The following is a 19567-nucleotide window of genomic DNA, read 5'->3' on the forward strand; positions in this document are numbered from 1 at the left end:
GCTGACGCACCTGGAGTCGCATCCCTTCCTGAGCCTGGCCAACCGCGTCAGCATCGGGGAGAGGTACGGCTATATGTCAATGGTGGTTTAACAGCGGGAAAGGGCCTTATAGTTGGTTGGATCTATCTCTAAGACTTTGTTTGCATATTCCTCAGCCTCTTTGCTGTTTCCGGAATCATATGCATTCCGCGATATAGATAAATAGTTGTCAATCAATTTCGTATTATCAAGTTTAACTGTTCCTTGAATATTAACGACACCATCGATCATCATCTTCTTAGCGTTTTCGGGAGTATACTTCATCCCACAACTTTGACATACAAAAAAATCGTCTTCCTTGACTATGTCCGTTCCTCCGCAAAGTTCGCATTGCATTGCCCTCATCGCGTACCTCCCATCTTTTTGTAATAAGCGGAATTATTGGGACGTTTCCCCATGAGTACGACACCAGGGATTTGTCCACTTTCAACTCGACTTTTGAAATTCCTCCCTATATTCAGTCTCTGGCCTATTTCAAACCTATTCCAAGCCACCCCATCAAAAAGATCCTTTACGACAAATTCCTCGCCGTCCCTCAAAGAGCCAACCTTTAACAACGCGGCAGTCATTTCTTCTTCATAGCTCATGCATTGATCTCCTATCACCTATTTCTTACAAATCCGATCACGCCGTTTAAGTTGTTCAGAGATTCGGTTCGTCATATCAGTTATGCTGCTGTTCGGTTCATCTTGGATAACTGCACTAAGGTTCTTTGCTGTTTCAAGTATGACTTCCTCTATTTCCTGCGAAGCATCGCAAGATCGCAAATTCGAGTATCGCGCAACGTCGATGACTTCCTCGATCTTCTTCTTGCGTTCGCCTTCTGTTCTATCCCGCATGGTCTCAAGCTCTAGCATCAAAGCATTTACGAAAGATGTCTGCTGTTCGGCGCTTTTGTCCACCTGCACGATATGCGACAATGTTGCTCGCGTTGCTAACAAGGCGCAGAGATAAACCGCAAGCAATGAAACATTAATTGCATAACACCAAGGTTCGCATGATCCTTGCAATCCCATGAAGAATAGGCTCGCAAGGATCTGGAGAACCAAATATACGCTCGCAAGGCAATAGAGGGGCAGATTGAAAACGAGTTTCTGATCTTCAGCGGATGTCATCGCTACCCCCGAAAGAAGAAATGCGATTAAGCTGAAGCAAATTTCCACCCAGAAGACAATATTTCTCTGAAAAACAATGGAGCAGATTAAAGCATATGCCATAAAAGCTATGCACAAAACTCCAATTGCAATGTTGTGCTTGCTTATCTCTTTAGACATTTAAGCCCTCTTCTTCCCACATTGAGGACAAAACTTTTCAGCGTCTTTAAACGCAAAGCCACACTCAGCGCAAAACCCCTCCGAAGAGCCTGATGGCTGCATTGCTGCCGAACGGCCCGTTGCGGCTGCACCAAAGGCGACCCCGCCCAAGACTTCCGTTACCGCACTCCCCACAATTCCACCCATGGGGCCTCCTACGCCAGCCATCATTCCGAGACCTATTCCCATATTCGCGAATTCTCCAGCAGCTTCGTTTTGAGCCATCTGTTCTGCAACATCGAAACCACGCTCTTGTTGATAGGTGTATCCCTCGACTTGACGTTTTTCAGCAATTCCTTTTGCCTCTATGACCGTTTGCTTTGCAATCGTCTCCTGATCTATGATTCCTACTTGTTGGTTGATTTGAGCATTTTTCACAGCAGCGTATTGACGAAAGTAGAGGTTTTTGAACTGTTCATAAATCGGGTCGCCTTCAGGCTTCACGATCGTAGTAACCATCATTTGGGTAAGCTCAAGCCCGTATTCCTTAAAATCAGATTGAAGGTGTGCTTTGACTTCATCTGAAAGCGTCGCAAGCTGTGCGTCCATCTGGAAGATTGACAGCTTGCGTTCGATAACAACCTGCGCGATCACGGTTTTTATTCTAGTTTGCAGGAAAGACTTAAAGTATTTGATGAGCTTTTCCTGCGACAAAAGCGCCTCCGTGCCGACTAGCTTTAAAAGCAGTTTTTTCGGTTCCCTAACCGCTAGCGCCATTTCTCCCGAAGCACCAATGGACAGCGGAAACATAAACTCAGGTTCCATAAACTGTATTTTGGAATTGGTTCCCCACGGTATACCCATCTGTTCAACAAGGTTGATGAAATACACTTCCGCGTGGAATGGGCTCTCACCACCTGATGGGATGTTTATTATTTTATTAAGTAGTGGGATATTCTGGGTTTCAAGTTCGTATCTTCCCGGGAGAAATGAATCAAGCGCCTGTCCGTTCAAAAAGAAAATCGCTTCTTGCGATTCATGAACGATCAGCTGAGAGCCCGTATTGAAATCCTCACGAGGATGCTTCCATACGAACGTCTGGTTATCCCCCTCGTATTTGATAACGTCAACAAGGCTCATGCTTGCCTCCTCTTAGAATAAACCTTTTGAAAAAGCATAGACGCGAACCACTAGAATTTGTTGCGCAACATTCCTTACATTCCGTCCGAACAACCACCTAGCAAGACCAGTGATGCGAAAGCTTACAAAACTTGTTCTGATCCCGTCGTTAGTCAGCCAATTTGGAGTGGAAAAGATTGAATGGGCCTAAGCTAAAAGCAAAATGCACACGATATAGTCCAGAAAAGAGAACGCCAGGACATACGGTTGTAAACATCAATAATGAGTGGCAGCGTCCGAAAGGCGCGAAACGACCGCATTGCCGCACTTGCGACAACGGCAAAACGGTTGAAATTACAATGAGGGACAGAATGACTACAACGTCATCAGTTAAATATCGCAGAAATCGAAAGCCTGTAGCGCTCCCGTACGGCTGCTTAGCCCGGGTAGCCCTCTATGAGGAGGAAGGTGGTGGAGGCGGCGAGGCGGAGTTGGTCTCCCGGGGCCACGGGCACAGGAGAGGCTTGCCAGCCATCGCGCTGGCCGCGGGGCGGCTCCACCACCGTCTCCTCGCCGGTGAGGCCGTTCACGAGCACCGTGCCGTGACGGGAATCGCATCCTTCTACCCACCACGCGCCCGCATCGTCGCGCCAGAGGCGCGCGTGGCAACCGGACACGTCAGGGCCGACTTCGCTTACCGCCCCCTCGGTTAGCACAAGCGCCCCCACCTCGGCACCCGTCGCTGTGGGTTCCACCCACTGGGGCTCACCGGCGACGACGCCGTCGACGATGCGCAGAAGTCCCAACCAGCGCGGGCGATCGTCGGCGCCGGTTGGGGCCGCCGCGCGCCCAGCGCCCTGAGGCACCGGCGCCAAGGGCGGTGTGGCAAGACCGCCTCCGTGCATCTTCTCGGAGAAAGCGCGCGCCTCGGCCACGGCGCGTCGCACATCGGCCGTGCAAGCAGCGGTCACCAGCAGCACCAGGGCCACTTCGGCGCGCTCGTCGGCCGTCAGCGATCCCTCGCAGGCGATGCGTTCCATCATGTTGCGGTACAGCGTGGGACTCTGGCCGCATGCCTTAAGGGCGTCGTCCATGGCCCGGCCGGCCTTTCCGCAGACGATATCGAGAATGGCCTCGCCCGTGAGAGCGCGCTTGCTGCGCGATTTCATGCGCGCCGCGAACCGGAGCGCGCCGACGGCGTAGTCGCAGAAGTAGCTGTCGGAGAGTGTTCCGGCCGGCGCGTGCACGATGAACCGCGACACCCAGGTACGGTCGTCCAGACGGCTCTGGGGGCTGCGCCCGTCGGAGAGGGGGCGCCCCGACAGCAGCAAGCCGGCCAGTTCCTTGTGGCTCACACCGCAATGGCGCTTCGCCAAATCGAACAGCACGGAAGTGGGTGTGGCATCGATGGGGGTCATATGCCCTCCTCATTGGACTCATCAGCTAGTTCGTAAGTTATCTCTGACATTGCCTCTAACGCCAAGGCCTCGCGGCTCGCAGCCGAGACGGCGCGATCCTCGGAAGGCACCGCGCCCCAGGGTAGTACCGGCCGCGCCAACGGGGCGGTGGAGGACGCAGACGACAACGGGGGCAGCGCCAAGGCCCAATCAGCGACCAATCCCGGTAAAGGAGCGACGACGGCGAGGAACAGCACCGCATAGAGAGCGTCCGAGACCGACTCGCTCGGCCATGCCGTGAGCGAGGCCAGAAGACCCGCTACCGCACCGCCCAGAAGCGACCCGAGAAGCCCTCGCGCGAAACCGAAACCGGTGTCTCTCTCGCTGCCGCGGGCGATAAGGGCACCCGCAAGGGGCAACAGAAGCGCCACGGAGACTGCAAGTCCCGGCATCGGCCCCGACCATAGCGGCTGACCGGCTGGAAAAGCCACCGTCATGTCCTGAGTGAGAAGCCCTGCGGTCGCAGCTCCTCCGACGGCCACAGCCGCCGAGAGCGCATCGGCGGCCACGCGTGCCGCGCGGCGCAAACGTCGACGGCGCCGGGCCTCCGTTGCCGCCGCCCCGCCCAAAGGACACGGTGCCAAGGGCTCGCCGCGCAGAGCGCGGGCCACGTTGTCGGCGTACTGGGAGCAGAACAGGGCGAGCGCCTCCCGCACCTCCCTCGCCCGGGGGCGTCGACTCTGCTCAGGGACGAGACAGGCCATGAGCACTTCTGCAAGCTGGTCGTCCACCGCAGACAAGGCCGCTCGAACGCGATGCGGCGCCGGGGCGCCATCCAACTCTGCCGCGGCACGCCCCACTGCCACGGCTACCTCGGGCTCCGAAGCGAGCACCGCGCGAACGTCCGCGGCGATCCCATGGGCACCGGCGGGCATTTCGGGCGAGAACTCCGTCTTGATGCGGTAGGCAGACCGACCTTCGCGCTGGCTGCGACCGGCAAAGCTGAGGTCGTAGGGCGAATGCCCCTCCATCAACTGGTACAGCACGCTGGCAGCCGCGTACACATCGACAGCGGGAGACCGGCGCCGAGCCACCGCCCCCGATACATCGTCGGTCAGCATCTCGGGGGCAGCGAAATCGGCTGTCGCCCCCAAGGGCGCCCCCCATCGCGCCGTCAGCGAGGGATCTGCGCTCTCCAGAGGAACGGCCGATCCGAAATCGACGAGAACGAGCTGGAAGGCGCCCTCCTCCACCTGATCGGCCACAGAAAGCTGTCCCGTATCGATCATGATATTGCGCGGGGCCACATCACGATGGGCCAGGCCGCCCTCAACATAGGCCATACGAGCCAGAAGATCGAACAGGTCGCGTCCGATGCGGGCCACCGTAAGCGGAGAGAGCCGCCCCTCGTCGTCCACGGCCAGAGCGCGGGCCGCCTCTTCGAGCGTGACCCCCTCCACCCATTCCATCACGATGACCGAATCCTCGCCGACGCGGCCGCGGCCATAGAGGCGCGGGAAGCCGCGCAACGGGGACAAGACGCGATGGGCGTCGTATTCGGCATCGAATGCGGCTCGACGGGCCTCGGCGAGCCCATCGTCCCCTCTCTCGCCATCGGACCGCCGCAAACGCTTGAGCGCGAACCGCTCGCCACGGGGATTGCGGGCATGAAGCACCTCCCCTACACCGCCTCGGCGGCGGGAGGCCTCGTCCACCAGCAGCGTGACGAAGCGTCGCTCGTAGGCGTCGCGATGCTCGGGGGCGACATAGACCGCAGGCTCGAACGCCTCCACCCGAAAAAGTCGCACGGAACCACTGCGGGTGTCATCGGCCAACGCGCCGCCAACGGGGCGCGCTTCCAGCACCGCCGTCACGGGCGCGCTCCGCCCACATGGGCCTCGTAGGCCTCCAGATACGCCATGCGTCCCGTCGCTGCGCTTCTCGTCACACGGCCCGACCAATAATCGGCATTCGCGGCGGGATCTTCGAAATAGCAATTCCCCGACCAGGCATTGTCCAACTCGTACAGCAGGTTGATCAGGTCGCCGTAGGACTGGTGCATCTGCGAGAAGTTTCCGCTATAGCGCGAAGCGCCGTACATGGCTCCGTCGTCGCGATTGCAAGCGTAGCCCACCTCCATCATCATATTGGAATCCGCCACTTGCACTTCGCGCAGCAGGTTCGAAACCGTCCGGGCCGCTTCGATGCGCGGCTGCTGCGGACGCGTCATGCAAAGGCGCTCGTAGTCATCGGCGCATTGGTACACCTTCGCGGCCTCTGCCTTGAGCACGTCGTGTTCGCTGCGCAAGGTATTGCATATGCGCTGCTCCATATCCTCGGGAACCGGGCCTCCCGCCTCAACGGGGATGGTCGGCTCAGGATCGGGCTCCGGGTCGCTCGGTGTCGGCGCAACAGCGTTGCCGCCCGAGGAGCCACCTGAAGACGAGCCGCCACCCGAAGATTCACCGGAGGCCGAACCTCCGCCCGAGGGATTCCCCGAAGAAGCGCCGGATCCTCCGTTCGTGGAACCAGAGCCGGTCGCGTTCGAGCCTGAAGTATTCGGATCACCCGAGGACGCCGGCGCCTCGACATGTGCCGAGTTCGAGGATCCGCCCTCAGCGCCCGCGCCCCTATTCGTCGGAGCAGCAAAACCGGAACCGCCGAGCAGCGACGCGCTCCGCCCTCCCAACAGCAGAAGATCCGCGGGGTCGGACAGCGCGCCCGCATCAGGTGCCAAAGCCGTACCGTCCGATGTGGTGCTCGTTGCCCCCGGGCCATTCGCGCCTCCGGCTCCGGAAGAAACGCCGCCGGTGCCGGAAAGGCCATGCGCGCCCATAAGCGGCGCATCGGGACCGAGCGCTCGCGCGCGATCGGCGCCCGCCCACTGTCGCACAAGAGGACTCTGTTCCGCCAGAGATGGAACGGCACCGGCGTACACGACGACGCCCACCGTCATAAGGGCGAGGGAGAAAGTGAGAAGGCCGCCCAGCAGAGGAGGAGCGGACGCGCGCCGGAAAGCGCGCCCCGCATAGGGCCAGCGATGAAGGGACAGTTCCACCGTTCGCGCTCCTTTTCGCCTAAGACCTGGTCTTATATGAAGAACCAGGACGATGACACAGTGTGGTGAAGCTCAGTATAGCACGCGCCATTGAAGGAGGTTTCAGCACTGTCAGGTTCGGCCCTACAGCAAGTCCACAGGGTCGATGTCGACGGCGGCGTTGACGGCGGGGTTCACTTTGCGGGCGCGGAACAGGCGCACCAGCGGGGCCGAGAGGTCGTCGCCCAAAGGCGCCTTCACGACGATGTGGTAGCGGTAGGTGTTGCGCAGCTTCGCCAGCACGCAGGGGACGGCGGGCAGCACCTGCCAGCGCTCCCCCACCTCGTTGCGGATAAGCTCGGCCAGCTGGGCGTGCAGAAGCTCGGCCTCGGTGGCCACGGCGTGCTCGTCGGCGCCCCACAGAAGCACGTTGGCCATGCGCACGTAGGGCGAGTAGCCTAGAAGCTTGCGCTTGGGCAGCTCGGCGCGCAGGAACATCCCGCGGTTGTAGGTGGCAGCGGCGCGGATGGCCACGTCGTCGGCCTCGTAGGTCTGCACCATGACCCGCCCGTCCAGCTCGGCGCGCCCGGCGCGGCCCGCCACCTGCTCGATGAGCTGGAAGGTTCGCTCGCCGGCGCGGTAGTCCGGCAGGTGCAGCTGGGTGTCGGCGTTGATGACGCCCACCAGCGTGACGTCGTCGAAATCGAGCCCCTTGGCGATCATCTGGGTGCCGAGCAGCACGGCGGCATCGGCGGCGGCGAACGATTCCAGCAGGGCCTGGTGGGCGCCTTTGGCCTGGGTGGTGTCGGCGTCCATGCGGATGATGGGAACGGTTGGCCCCACACCGGGCAGCCCGTCCAAGAGCTGGCGCAGCTCGGTTTCCACACGCTGGGTGCCGGCGCCGAACTTCTTCAGGTAGGGGCTGCCGCATTCGGGGCAGGTGGGAGGCGCGGCCACGGTGTAGCCGCAGTGGTGGCAGACGAGCTTGGCCCCCTGTTCGTGGTAGGTGAGCGACGTTGAGCAATGCGGGCACTCGGGCACAAAGCCGCAGTCGCGGCACAGAAGGAACTTCGCGAAGCCGCGCTGGTTCAGCAGAAGCACCGCCTTGCGACCCTGAGCGAGCTCCTCGCCCAGCGCCCGGGCGAGCCGTCCGGAGAACATGGCGCGGGAGCCGGAGGCGAACTCGGCGGCCATGTCCACCACCTCGATGGCGGGCATGGGCCGCCCGTTGGCGCGCTCGGGAAGCGCCGCCGCCGTCCAGCGCGGGTTCTTGTTCACCTGGTAGAGCGCCTCGATGGAAGGGGTGGCCGAGCCGAGCACCAGCGCGCCCCCGGCACGCGACATCATCCACTCGGCCACGTCGCGCGCGTGGTAGCGCGGCGAAGAGTCCTGCTTGTAGGAGCCCTCGTGCTCCTCGTCGATGACGATGAGCCCCACATTGGCGGCCGGCGTGAACAGCGCGCTGCGGGCGCCCACGACGACTTTGGCCGCGCCGCTTTTGATGAAATCCCACTGGTCGTAGCGCTCGCCGTCGCTCATGCGGGAGTGCATGACGGCCACCGCGTCGCCGAAGCGGCCGCGGAAACGGGCGACGGTCTGGGGGGTGAGGGAGATCTCCGGCACGAGCACGATGGCGCGGCGCCCCTCGGCGAGCGTGCGCTCGATGGCCTGCAGGTACACCTCGGTCTTGCCGGAGCCGGTGACGCCGTCCACGAGCACCACGCGCCCGTCGCCCGCGGCCCAGGCGGCCTCGATGGCGGCCACGGCCGCTTGCTGGCCCTCGGTGAGCTGCGGGGCCGCAGTGGGGGCCGGAGCAGCCGCCCCGCCGGCCGGCGCGCCCGCGCGCGAGGCCCCGTCTTCCATGCCGCGCATGCGCCGGCGCCGCTCCACCGTGACAGCCCCCTTGGCGGCCAGCGCCTTCAACGTGGAACCCACGGCGCCGAACTCCCGCGACAGCTCGGCCACGCGCACGTCGCCGGCGCCCACCGCAGCCAGCACCTCCTGCTGCTTCACGGCGTTCTTGCGGGGAACGAACGCGTCGAAGTCCGGCCCGCGCGTGACCCAGCGGTCGTCCACTTCCCCGATGGCCGGCTCCTCGACGCGCCAACGGCCGTCGCGGCCCCGCACGATGCGCGGCACGGCCCGCGGCGGCGTGAACAAGCGCGCGCATTCGGAAAGCGGCGCGGCGTAGCGTTCGGCGAGCCAGAGCGCGCAGGCCGCCCCCTCCTCGTCGAAAAACGGCGCCGAGAGCACCGCTTCCACCTGCTTGAGATCGGCCGCCGACTGGGGCGTCCCCCACAAGTCGGTGCCCTCGTCCGGAGAGGGAGCGACCTCTTCCAGGCCCACAATGTAGCCCACGGCCTTGCGGCCGCCGAGCGTCACGAGCACGGCGCAGCCCACCGCGGCCGGACGCCCCCCTTCCCCGACGAGCATCTCGTCGGGAACCGCGTAGGAATAGGGGGTGTCGAGAGCTTGGGTAGGAATGTCGACTATGACCGAGGCAATGTTCATGCCCGCCAGTATACCGCAAGCCTACACCGTGAGGTCGGCGTATTGGAAGGGGATGAGGCGGGCGAGGTCGTCGGGGTTCATGCGGATTTGGCAGCCCACCTTGCCGCCCGAGAAGTGAATCGTATCGAAGAGTTGGGCCGTCTCATCCACGAAGGTGGGAAAGCGCTTCTTCATGCCGATGGGCGAGCAGCCGCCGTGCACATAGCCGGTGAGCGGCAGAAGCTCGCGGGCCTTGATCATGGCGATGGCCTTCTCGCCGGCCGCCGCGGCCGCCTTCTTCAGGTCGAGCTCGGCGGCCACGGGCACGAGGAACACGTAGTAGCCGCCGGACTTGCCCTGGGTGACGAGGGTCTTGAAGACGACGTCGGGATCCTCCCCCTGCGAGCGCGCGATCTCCTCGCCGGTCATCGTGGGCTCGGCGTCGAAGAACAGCTCCTCGTGGGGAATGCCCGCCGCGTCCAGCTCGCGCAGGGCGTTGGTCTTGTGGTCCTTGGGGGCGCGCGCCATCAGCGACGGCCCTTCTTGCGGCGCTTCTTGGAGCGGGCGGCGTCGGCCGCGGCGGCCTCTTCCAGCTCGCGGTGCTGCACCTGGGCCTTCCACGCGAACAGGCAGCCGGCGGCGAAGCAGAGCAGCCCGACGCCGATGGCCGAGCCGACCCAGACCGCCCCCATGCCCATCCAGAAGTCGATCGGATACATGGAGATGAGCAGCGAGTCGTAATTGAACGTCCAGGTGCCGTCCACGAAGAACAGCGAGTGGAAGGCCGCGAACAGGCCGTTGAAGTCGATGACGCCCCACAGCCCCAGCACGACGAGCACCGCCAGAAGCAGCGCCGGCCCCATGCGCAGCATGAAGGCGAGCGCCGCGAACTGCTTGCGAAAACCGAGCACCAGCGCGATGATGAGCGCCGCCACGCCGATCATGCCCAGATAGGAGCTCAAGCCCGTGATGAGCCCGTTGCAGTCCTCCAAGTGGCTCACCGCATCGGCGTCCAGGGCGTAGCGGTCAGACACCTTCGCCAGCGCATCCATGGTCTCAAGCGCCGAACCGTCGCCAGCGGCCGCGCCATCGTCCGCGGCCACCGCGCCGCCCTCCCCTTCCGCATCGCCAAGAACCTGCTTGGCCTGCTGCGTCCACTGGGAGTACTTGGGAGCCCCCTCGGCCGAGGCCTCCCGCGCCGCCGCCACCACGTCGGCGGCCAAAGACTCGCGGGCCTCTTCCATGCTCGAGTGGGCGTCCACGGTGAACGCGCGGGTCTCCTGCGCCAGCGATACCAGCTGCTCGTGGGTGTAGGGCGAATCCGCCCCCGTGCTCACGGCGCCGGCAAGCGAGGCGGTGGTCACCGGCAAGCAGCAGGCGGCGAACCCGCACACGAGCAGGGTGACGGCGAGCACCGTGGCGCCAATGCCGGCGAGAATGCTATCGGATCCCATTTACAGCTCCAGCCCATCGGGCACGTCGCAATCGACCCAGATAGTGGCCGCGGTCATGCCGTCGTTGGTCTTCGAAATCGTGGGGTGCGGCCCCAGCCGGCTGAAGACGCCCTGGAAGTGGCCGTTATACAGGTACAGCCCGTTCAGATTGTTGTAAGGTACCGGCTCGCTTTCCACGGCGCCGTCGGGCGCCTCGTTGATGCCGCGGTCCGGCGGCAGCGTGTCGGTCTTGAAGGGGCGGATGTAGCGCTGCACAATGAAGGGGTAGCCGGCGCGCTCGTTGGCGAACTCGTCGATGACGCGCTCCCACTCCTCCTGACTCACCTCGCAGCCGGCGTACACGTTGTCGGCGCCGTAGTGGTCGGTGGGCTTGATGATCCACTCCTCGCGGTTGGCGCGGATCTGGTCGATGTTCACCTGATCGTCGTTGAGGAAGGCCGTCATGGGCACGGTCTCCTCCACAAACGCGATCTCCTCTTCGGTGAGGAAGGCCTGGGTCTCCGGCGCAAAGAGCACCTCGAACAGCTGCTTGTCGTGGACGATGTGCCCGGAGAACGCCCCGATGAGCGCCACCTTCCGCGCCCGCACGGCGTTGATGAGGTCCTGCGAGTCGTCCCAGAACTCCAGCACGTCGTTGGTGACCGAGCGCCGCCAGATGGCGTTCACGGGCAGCCCGTCGGGTGTCGTCAGCACCTCGCCGTCGAAGGACAACTCGCGCACGTCGGCCACGACGCATTCCACGCCGGCCTCGCGGAACTTCTCGGCGAAGATGTGGAACTCGTCCACCACGCCGTTCTCCAGATAGTCGCAGATGGCCACGCGGGGGTTCTCCACCTTGAAGCGGTAGGTGCCGTAGATGTCCATGAAGGCGCGCACCCAGGGCATGAACAAGTCGCAGCCCTGGACGGCGTGGTTCTCGGCGAAGGTGCGGAAGGTGTCGGAGCCCACGATGGAGTTCGTGATCTCGCGGTTCTCGTTCATGCCCGCGCTGCCGTCGCCGTTGAACTCGCAGAAGTGGATGCGGTAGTCGTTCTCGTTCAAGAACGTGTCCACGCGGGCGAAGGGCAGCACGGAATCGTAGTCGCGGGGCAGCAGTATGAGCTCCACGAGACGCTCGTCGAAATCGAACAGCTTGCGGTACTCCTCGTCAGCCCGGTAGCGCTCGATGACCTTGCAGAGGATGCGGTGGCTCGTCTCGGCCGTGCGCTTCATGACCTCGTAGGTTTTGCGGTTGAACAGGCGCGGCACGAAGGAGGAGGCCACCACCTGGTGGTGCACGATGGCCGTGGAGTCCTGCATGTAGTTGAACGCGGCGCGGCGGCTCTCGATGTCGCCGTCCAGCTCGTCGATGATCTGGAAGTACTCGCGGGTGTAATCGGCATTGCTTGGCATGAGGGCTCCGTCCCTTGGGCTTTTGTGCATTTGGATAAGTGTAGCACGACCTATGCGGGGCGCGGGCAACGCGTTGGAAAGCCGTTGGCGGGCAGCGCGCAACGCCCGCACAGGATGGGCCCGCGTGACCTCGAAGTTTGAAGCCACAGCGTTAGATGACATGCAAGCGACAACTTAGAAACGGCAAGCGATCAAGGCCGTGACAGTAATCATGACTCGAACGCTCACGGAATGCAATTTTGCCACAATGACGCTATGCCAAAGGAAGCCCGTGCAAAGGAGAAGCCCATGAAACCCACCGAGAGAGCGAAGCAAGCGCTGGCCTACAAGCTCGTCGATTATCTGTGCGACGACCCCGAGAACAACATGGCGAACATCATGGGCAAAATCGACGCCCTCGCTCCGGCCAGCCTGTTCGCCGAGCAGCGCGCCGCCTTCTCGGACGCCATCAAGAACAAGACGAATATGTACCAGCTCATCATGCGCGTCATGGACTTGAACCCCGAGGTGCGGGCCGATCTGCTGAAGACCTTCGTCATGGACGCGAACTTCCTCGCCTGGGGCAAGCAAGAGAAGATGCGCGAGCGCCATCAGTGCAACATCCCCTGGGCCATCCTGCTGGATCCGACGAGCGCCTGCAACCTCCACTGCACCGGCTGCTGGGCCGCCGAGTACGGGCACGCCCTGAACCTCGCCTACGACGAGATCGACTCCATCATCCGCCAGGGCAAGGAACTCGGCGTGCACGTGTACATCTATACTGGCGGCGAGCCCCTCGTGCGCAAGCGCGATCTCATTCGGCTGTGCGAGGCCCATCCGGACTGCGCGTTTCTGTGCTTCACGAACTCCACGCTCATCGACGAGGAGTTCTGCCAGGAGATGATCCGCGTGAAGAACTTCGTGCCGGCCATCTCCGCCGAGGGCGACGAAGCGGCCACCGACGGGCGGCGCGGCGCGGGCACCTACGCCAAGGTGGACGCGGCCATGGATCTTCTCGCGAGCCACGGGCTGCCCTTCGGCGTGTCCATCTGCTACACCCACGACAACGCGCACTCCGTGGCCTCCGACGCGTACTTCGACTGGCTCATCGACAAAGGGGCGCTCTTCGCCTGGATCTTCACCTACATGCCCGTGGGCAAGGGCGCGCCGACCGAGCTCATGCCCACGCCGGACGACCGCAAACTGCTCTACCATTTCAACCGCCGCGTGCGGGCGGAGAAGCCCATCCTGACGCTCGACTTCCAACACGACGGCGAGTTCGTCGGCGGCTGCATCGCCGGAGGCCGCCGCTATCTGCACATCAACGCGGCAGGCGATGTAGAGCCCTGCGTGTTCATCCACTACTCCAATGCCAACATCCGCGAGCAACCGCTGCTGGAATGCCTGAAGAGCCCGCTGTTCATGGCCTACTACGAGGGGCAGCCTTTCAACGACAACTTGCTGCGGCCCTGTCCGATGCTCGAGAATCCCGACCGCCTGGAGGAGATGGTCGAGAAGAGCGGCGCCCGCGGCACCGACCTCGTAGAAACGGAAAGCGCCCACGATCTGGCCGAGAAATGCCGCCCGGCGGCCCGGGCATGGGCGCCCGAGGCCGAGCGCCTGTGGACGAACGGCGCCGACAAGCGCGCACCCTACCGAGCACGCCAGTTCTGCGGCATGGCCGAAACCGACAAGGCGAAGTTTGCGCGGCTCGGCCGCACCATGCACGGGGCCTTCGATCCGGACCGCCCCGTGGACGAGATGGCACTGGAGCCGGCGCTGGCCGATGAGCTGAGATGCGCCCTAGACGAGGGAGCCCTGCTCTCCCAGGCCGACGCCGCCGTGGTGGAGCAGGCCGTGGATGGCGCCGCCGAGAGGGCCGAGAAGGCCGCCGATGAAGTTACCGCGTAGGCCGACTCCTCCCCTTGCGCCCGCTCCTTCGAACCGTTAGCATACTTGATCGCGCGCCCGCATCGGACGCGCGATCTGCATTATCCAGAGTCGGGGTAGAGAGTTGGCTCGATGATCCCGACACCAACCTGACGCGTCCCTCGCTATGAGCGCCAAGGTGGTCCGGCCAACACCGATAAGAGAGGACTCTTATGGCTGAAAAGCACTCATCGTACCTGTTCACGTCCGAATCCGTCACGGAAGGACACCCGGACAAGATCTGCGACCAGATTTCCGACGCCATTCTGGACGCCATCCTGGCCAAGGAGATCGCCCTGGCCGAGGAGGGCTACATCGCGCCAGACGGCAACCCGGCCGACCCGGCGAAGATGCGCTGCGCCTGCGAGACGCTCGTCACCACGGGCACCGTCTTCGTTACCGGCGAGATTCGCACCCAGGCCTACGTGGACGTGCAGTCCATCGCGCGCGACGTGGTGTGCTCCATCGGCTACGACCGCGCGAAGTACGGCTTCGACGGCAACACCTGCGCCGTCATGAGCTCCATCCACGAGCAGTCCTCCGACATCGCCCAGGGCGTGGACGAGTCCTTCGAGGCCCAGCGCGACGAGGCGGCCGCGGCCGACCCCTACGAGACCGTAGGCGCGGGCGACCAGGGCATGATGTTCGGCTATGCCTGCAACGAGACGAGCACGCTCATGCCCATGCCGATCTATTTGGCCCATCGCCTCTCCGAGCGACTCACGGAGGTGCGCAAGAACGGCACGCTGGAATTTCTGCGCCCCGACGGCAAGACCCAGGTATCGGTGCGCTACATCGACGGAGCGCCCACAGCGGTTGAGAAGGTGGTCGTGTCCACCCAGCACTCCGAGGACATCGAGCAGGACGCCCTGCGCGAGGCCGTCATCGAGACGGTCATCCGCCCGGTGTTCGAGGCCGAAGGGGTGGCGCTCGCCGACGACTGCGAGATCTACGTGAACCCCACGGGCCGCTTCGTCATCGGCGGCCCCATGGGCGACGCCGGTCTCACCGGCCGCAAGATCATCGTCGACACCTACGGCGGCATGGGCCGCCACGGCGGCGGGGCGTTCTCCGGCAAGGACTGCACCAAGGTGGACCGCTCGGCAGCCTATGCGGCGCGCTGGGTAGCCAAAAACGTCGTGGCCGCAGGACTGGCCGACCGCTGCGAGGTGCAGATCGCCTACGCCATCGGCGTGGCGAAGCCGGTGAGCGTCATGGTGGAGACCTTCGGCACGAACCATGTCCCGGAAGAGGATATCGAGCGCGCCGTGTCCGAGGTGTTCGATCTGCGCCCCGGCGCCATCATCGACGAACTGGACTTGCGCCGCCCCATCTACCAGAAGACAGCGGCCTACGGCCACTTCGGCCGCGAGCTGCCCGAGTTCACCTGGGAGAAGACCGACCGCGTCGACGCCCTGCGGGCGGCCTGCGGGGTCGAGTAACCTGGCTGCGGCTCTCCCGACGGGGAGACGCGCGGCATTCTGATTCGCTCAGACAGTCCTCGCTGGCCGCTCCTTCGGTAGGGGGCGACCTTGGTCGCCCCTCCCAACCCGGGAACGTCATTCCGCTCGAGAGGGCTGACCAAGGTCAGCCCCTACGGGTCGTCCAGCAAAACCCCATCTTTCATAAGCGAAAGGGCCCCGGTTGGGGCCCTTTCGCTGTCCTCACTCGCTTTCGCGAAAGACGGTGGTGGTGACGCGCGCTATGCGGCGCCCTGTGTCGTCGGTCACATCGGTGGTATAGAAGCCGAGGCGGCGGCCGGACTTGTCCGCGTTGCACGTCGCAATGAGGCAGGTGCCCTTCGAGGCGCTGAGATATTCGATGGTGCTCGATACCGACACGCTCGGGTTCCCGCCGGTATTGCTGGCAATGGCCAAGGCGAAATCGGCCAAGGTGAAGATGGCGCCGCCCATGACGTTGCCCAGCGCGTTGCGGTGGTGGTCCTGGATGTCCAGCTCGCACACGGCGTGATCGCGCGATCCTTTCACGATGCGGCAGCCCGCGTGCTCGGCGAACCGGTCGTGACCGAAGAAGTCTTTCAGCTCTTCCAACGTGGGGCGATCGCTTAGCTGCTTCGCCATAGGAATCCTTTCCTTCCGGTCAACCTTCGTAGGGGGCGACCTCGGTCGCCCCTCATCAGCAAGAAAAATCTCTCTGGTTGGAAGGGGCGACCAAGGTCGCCCCCTACGGATCTAATGCACTGGCGTCCACGCAGGTGGTTGCCCTTACCCCTGAGCGACGGGGGTGGCGGTGGCGGCGAAGAGTTCCAAGTACTGGCCGTTGCTGACCGTGACCGTCTGCTCGCCGCCGGGAATGACGTACTTGGTGTCCACAATGGAGTCGTCGTCGAAGTCGAGGTTCTTCATGACGAAGGCCGCCGAGTCCTCGTCGGTCTCGCCCTCGCCCACGGTAGCCGCAGTGATGGTGTAGCTGCCGGCGGGAATGTCGATGCCCACGCGGTAGCAGCCGTTGGTGTAGGGCGCCGTCGGATCCGTGGAGGTAGAGGGGGCCGGATACATGGTCGCCTCGTCGCCGGGATCGAACACGATGAGATCGCCCTCGTCCAAATCGACGAAGTAGTTGCCAAAGTACTGCACCGAGTCATCAACGGAATAGCGGCCGTCGTCCCCGTCGAACACGTAGTAGTGGGAGAGCTTCTCGTTGGAACCTTCCAAGTAATACAGGCCGGCGGGAATCTGGCCGGCGGGCCCTACGGTGTAAAAGCCCTTGGTGCAGACGTCACCCTCCCCCGGTTCGCCCTGGGAGATGCCGTCGGCCTCGAACACCGAGGCGATCTCGTCCAAGGTGAAGGTGCCGTAGGGCGAGGCGTCCTCGTCGGTGCCGTAGCTGTCCTCCGGAGCCCACATATCGGTGTCGCCGAAGTCGTAATCGTAGTTGTAGTCGTAGCCGTCATCGTAGCTGTTGTAGCTGTCGTAGCTGCTATCGTAGTCGGCCAGGGCCATGATCCCCACGCAGCTGGCGCAACCGCCCATGCCGACGACAAGTCCCACGGCCAGGCCCAGCAGAAACCACGGCCAGCGCCGCTTCTGGTTGGGGTTGGGCGGCTCGTAGCCCGGATAGATGTTCTGTGCGGGCGCCGGGGGCACCGGCGGCTGGCTGCCCGCGCCGTAGGAGCCGTAGCCGGCGCCGTCATAGGGCGCGTAGGTCGGCTGCTGGGCCGTAGCTTGAGTGTAGGCATACGACTGCCCAGCGCCGGCGGACTGTCCGTAGGGGGCGTAGGGCTGCTGGGCGGCTTGTGCCGCCGTGGCGTCGTAGTAGGGCTGCGTCGGCGCCGTGGGCGCGGGTTGCGCTATTTCAGGAGCCGGAGCGGCTGCGGCAGGCGCCGGCTGCACAGCATCGGAGGGCGCCGCGGGCGCAGGCTGAGAGCCGGGACCGGGCGCTCCGAAGGCAGCGAAGGGGTTCTCAGGCACGGCGCTTGGCGCCGGCTCCGGCGCCGGCTGCTGAGGCTCCGCGCCGGAAGCGCCTGGGATGTTGCTGTTCTCGTCCATGGTCTTCGACCTTTCTGGTTGACGCGGCCGCTAGTTGGCGCGCTCGCTGAACACGGTTTCGGTGACGCCGTCGATGCGGGCGACGATGTCGGCGGGATCCATCAGCATCATGGCCTCGAACAAAGGCGGCGACACCATGTTGCCGCACACGGCCACGCGCAAGGGCTGGAACAGAAGCTTCGGCTTGAGCCCGGCCTCCTCACCGGCGGCGCGGCAGAGCTCCTCGAGCGCCTCGGCGTCCCACGGGTTGTCGTCGTCGGCGAGGATGGCCCGACAAATGGCGAGCGCCTCGTCGGCTCGCGCGCCCTCCTTCAACAGCACCTTCTGGACGCTCTTCTCGTCGAGCACCACCGAGTCGCCCCAGAACAGAAACGCCAGCTTGGCGGGGATCTCGTCCAAATGCGCCAGCCGCTCGGCCACGAGCGGGTACATGGCCTCGTAGAACTCGCGATCGTCGTCCACGTCGGCCAGGCACGCCTCCCAGGTGTCGGCGTCCACGTCGGCTCCGGGAAGGCGCAACTCGCGGGCGGCCGCCTCCGCCTCCTCCTTGGTGGGCGTCGGCACGACGGTGATGCCGTCCGGCACGTTCGACCCGTCCAGGTTGGTCTGGGCGAGCCAGGGCTTGGCGGCGTCGACCCAGGCGGCAGCGCCCATATCGCGGATGTAGACGCCGTTCATCCAGTCGAGCTTCTTCTCGTCGAAGATGGAGTGCTTCTTCGTGATGCGATCGAGCGAGAACGTGCGGCACAGCTCCGCCGGCGGGATGATGGTGGTCTCGCCATCGAGCGACCAGCCGAGCAGCGCGAGGAAGTTCACGAGCGCGTCGGGCAGATACCCGCGGTCGCGGTACTCCTCCACGTTAGTGGCGCCGTGGCGCTTCGAGAGCTTCTTGCCATCGGGGCCGAGGATCATGGACAGGTGCGCGAACAGCGGCACCTCGGCGCCCAGGGCCTCGTAGATGAGCACCTGGCGCGGGGTGTTGGAGAGATGGTCGTCGCCGCGGATGACATGGGTGATGGCCATGTTCACGTCGTCGCAGACCACGGCGAAGTTGTAGGTGAAGGTGCCGTCGGTGCGGCGCAGGATCATGTCGTCCATCACATCGATGGGGAAGCTCATGTCGCCGTAGACGGCATCTTTGAACGTGACCGGACCGTGGTCGTCGGGCACTTTCAGGCGCCAGACATGGGGCTCGCCGGCCGCGACGCGCGCGGCGGCCTCGTCGGCCGGAATGGCGCGGCAGGTGCGGTCGTAGCCCGCGTAACCTCCCTCGGTTTTCTCGGCGGCCTCGCGCTTGGCATCCAGCTCCTCCTTGGTGCAGAAGCACGGGTAGGCGGCGCCGGCGTCGATGAGCTTCTGCAGCGCCGCCTCGTAGGTGGCGGTGCGCTGGGTTTGGAAGTAGGGGCCGCAGGGGCCGCCCACCTCGGGGCCCTCGTCCCAATCGAGTCCCATCCAGCGGAGGGCCCGCAGGATGATCTGGGTGTTCTCCTCGGTGGAGCGCTCCGGGTCGGTGTCCTCGATGCGCAGGACGAAGGTGCCGCCGGTAGCACGGGCGAAGGCCCAGTTGTAGATGGCGGTGCGGGCGCCGCCGATGTGCAGCTTGCCGGTGGGAGAAGGCGCGAAGCGGACGCGCACGGGCTTGGTCGTGGTCATGGGTTTCCTTCAGTCCTCGGGGTCGTTTCAGGTAATAGCGCCAGTATAGCACGGGGGCAGACCCATCATTCATTGACCACATCCGGCTCGGCGACGGTTCGGTGCAGGGCTCGTGTCCGCAGCGCAACGGTGCCGTGACGCTCCGTGACAGTTCGGCGGTGGGGCCGTATCGGTTGGACGGCAACCCGAAGAGAGGGCAACGGCGCGCCTAGACTGGAAGCGTCGCTGCAGGGGCTTCGCACGGCCATCCTCGAAGGGCGCGCCCGCCATGCCCCGTTCCGCACGCTCGCACGACGCCGTAAGAGAGGAAACCACC

General features: G+C 63.9%; 16 protein-coding genes. 2 read left to right on the top strand and 14 right to left on the bottom strand.

The window, feature by feature from the left end:
- Positions 1-87 precede the first annotated feature (87 nt).
- From ACW4QM_RS04995 to ACW4QM_RS05045, 11 genes are all read right to left on the bottom strand, one after another.
- A complete protein-coding gene (locus ACW4QM_RS04995; RefSeq protein WP_455798243.1) occupies positions 88-384 on the bottom strand; it encodes a hypothetical protein in 297 nt (98 codons plus the stop codon).
- Positions 381-626, bottom strand: a complete 246-nt coding sequence (locus ACW4QM_RS05000; RefSeq protein ID WP_161128468.1) for a single-stranded DNA-binding protein — start codon at positions 624-626, stop codon at positions 381-383. The genes ACW4QM_RS04995 and ACW4QM_RS05000 overlap by 4 nt, the downstream gene beginning before the upstream one ends.
- Positions 627-644: 18 nt before the next feature.
- Complete coding sequence (locus ACW4QM_RS05005; protein WP_237974526.1) at positions 645-1313, bottom strand: hypothetical protein; 669 nt, start codon at positions 1311-1313, stop codon at positions 645-647.
- Positions 1314-2432, bottom strand: coding sequence for an SPFH domain-containing protein (locus tag ACW4QM_RS05010; protein WP_237974525.1), 1119 nt, complete (start codon positions 2430-2432; stop codon positions 1314-1316). It lies immediately after the preceding gene.
- A 416-nt stretch (positions 2433-2848) separates the two neighbouring features.
- Complete coding sequence (locus tag ACW4QM_RS05015; protein WP_161128353.1) at positions 2849-3829, bottom strand: FHA domain-containing protein; 981 nt, start codon at positions 3827-3829, stop codon at positions 2849-2851.
- Positions 3826-5682: a protein kinase domain-containing protein gene (locus tag ACW4QM_RS05020; protein WP_161128352.1), complete on the bottom strand. Its 1857-nt coding sequence runs from the start codon at positions 5680-5682 to the stop codon at positions 3826-3828. Before ACW4QM_RS05020 ends, ACW4QM_RS05015 begins: the two co-directional genes overlap by 4 nt.
- Positions 5679-6866, bottom strand: coding sequence for a hypothetical protein (locus ACW4QM_RS05025; RefSeq protein ID WP_161128351.1), 1188 nt, complete (start codon positions 6864-6866; stop codon positions 5679-5681). Before ACW4QM_RS05025 ends, ACW4QM_RS05020 begins: the two co-directional genes overlap by 4 nt.
- Positions 6867-6989: 123 nt before the next feature.
- A complete protein-coding gene (priA, locus tag ACW4QM_RS05030; RefSeq protein WP_161128350.1) occupies positions 6990-9356 on the bottom strand; it encodes a replication restart helicase PriA in 2367 nt (788 codons plus the stop codon).
- Positions 9357-9377: 21 nt separating this feature from the next.
- A complete protein-coding gene (ybaK, locus tag ACW4QM_RS05035; protein WP_455798244.1) occupies positions 9378-9863 on the bottom strand; it encodes a Cys-tRNA(Pro) deacylase in 486 nt (161 codons plus the stop codon).
- The gene (locus ACW4QM_RS05040; RefSeq protein ID WP_161128349.1) at positions 9863-10789 is read right to left on the bottom strand and encodes a lipoprotein intramolecular transacylase Lit; all 927 of its coding nucleotides are present in this window, start codon (positions 10787-10789) and stop codon (positions 9863-9865) included. The genes ybaK and ACW4QM_RS05040 overlap by 1 nt, the downstream gene beginning before the upstream one ends.
- Entirely contained in the window at positions 10790-12181 is a 1392-nt protein-coding gene (locus ACW4QM_RS05045; protein ID WP_114540530.1) for a circularly permuted type 2 ATP-grasp protein, read from the bottom strand.
- 288 nt (positions 12182-12469) lie between these two features.
- Between ACW4QM_RS05045 and ACW4QM_RS05050 the strand changes: the two genes are divergently transcribed.
- Both ACW4QM_RS05050 and metK read left to right on the top strand, forming a co-directional pair.
- Positions 12470-14071 (top strand): radical SAM protein, encoded by a 1602-nt coding sequence (locus tag ACW4QM_RS05050; protein WP_202427925.1) that lies wholly within the window; start codon positions 12470-12472, stop codon positions 14069-14071.
- Between the two features lie 191 nt (positions 14072-14262).
- Entirely contained in the window at positions 14263-15531 is a 1269-nt protein-coding gene (gene metK, locus ACW4QM_RS05055) for a methionine adenosyltransferase (protein WP_237974523.1), read from the top strand.
- Between the two features lie 222 nt (positions 15532-15753).
- Here the strand turns inward: metK and ACW4QM_RS05060 are convergent, their stop codons facing one another.
- The 3 genes from ACW4QM_RS05060 to gltX all read right to left on the bottom strand — a co-directional run bounded on the left by ACW4QM_RS05060 (position 15754) and on the right by gltX (position 19251).
- Positions 15754-16170, bottom strand: a complete 417-nt coding sequence (locus tag ACW4QM_RS05060; RefSeq protein ID WP_161128347.1) for a PaaI family thioesterase — start codon at positions 16168-16170, stop codon at positions 15754-15756.
- A 144-nt stretch (positions 16171-16314) separates the two neighbouring features.
- Complete coding sequence (locus tag ACW4QM_RS05065; protein WP_161128346.1) at positions 16315-17598, bottom strand: hypothetical protein; 1284 nt, start codon at positions 17596-17598, stop codon at positions 16315-16317.
- Between the two features lie 30 nt (positions 17599-17628).
- Positions 17629-19251: a glutamate--tRNA ligase gene (gltX, locus tag ACW4QM_RS05070; RefSeq protein ID WP_161128345.1), complete on the bottom strand. Its 1623-nt coding sequence runs from the start codon at positions 19249-19251 to the stop codon at positions 17629-17631.
- Between the last annotated feature and the right edge of the window lie 316 nt (positions 19252-19567).

It is taken from the genome of Adlercreutzia sp. CNCM I-6207, assembly GCF_977072305.1.

Bases quoted from the DNA above. Each gene is read 5' to 3' on its own strand.
- ACW4QM_RS04995 (WP_455798243.1), bottom strand. From the start codon at position 384: ATGAGGGCAATGCAATGCGAACTTTGCGGAGGAACGGACATAGTCAAG.
- ACW4QM_RS05000 (WP_161128468.1), bottom strand. From the start codon at position 626: ATGAGCTATGAAGAAGAAATGACTGCCGCGTTGTTAAAGGTTGGCTCT.
- ACW4QM_RS05005 (WP_237974526.1), bottom strand. From the start codon at position 1,313: ATGTCTAAAGAGATAAGCAAGCACAACATTGCAATTGGAGTTTTGTGC.
- ACW4QM_RS05010 (WP_237974525.1), bottom strand. From the start codon at position 2,432: ATGAGCCTTGTTGACGTTATCAAATACGAGGGGGATAACCAGACGTTC.
- ACW4QM_RS05015 (WP_161128353.1), bottom strand. From the start codon at position 3,829: ATGACCCCCATCGATGCCACACCCACTTCCGTGCTGTTCGATTTGGCG.
- priA (WP_161128350.1), bottom strand. From the start codon at position 9,356: ATGAACATTGCCTCGGTCATAGTCGACATTCCTACCCAAGCTCTCGAC.
- ybaK (WP_455798244.1), bottom strand. From the start codon at position 9,863: ATGGCGCGCGCCCCCAAGGACCACAAGACCAACGCCCTGCGCGAGCTG.
- ACW4QM_RS05040 (WP_161128349.1), bottom strand. From the start codon at position 10,789: ATGGGATCCGATAGCATTCTCGCCGGCATTGGCGCCACGGTGCTCGCC.
- ACW4QM_RS05045 (WP_114540530.1), bottom strand. From the start codon at position 12,181: ATGCCAAGCAATGCCGATTACACCCGCGAGTACTTCCAGATCATCGAC.
- ACW4QM_RS05050 (WP_202427925.1), top strand. From the start codon at position 12,470: ATGAAACCCACCGAGAGAGCGAAGCAAGCGCTGGCCTACAAGCTCGTC.
- metK (WP_237974523.1), top strand. From the start codon at position 14,263: ATGGCTGAAAAGCACTCATCGTACCTGTTCACGTCCGAATCCGTCACG.
- ACW4QM_RS05060 (WP_161128347.1), bottom strand. From the start codon at position 16,170: ATGGCGAAGCAGCTAAGCGATCGCCCCACGTTGGAAGAGCTGAAAGAC.
- ACW4QM_RS05065 (WP_161128346.1), bottom strand. From the start codon at position 17,598: ATGGACGAGAACAGCAACATCCCAGGCGCTTCCGGCGCGGAGCCTCAG.
- gltX (WP_161128345.1), bottom strand. From the start codon at position 19,251: ATGACCACGACCAAGCCCGTGCGCGTCCGCTTCGCGCCTTCTCCCACC.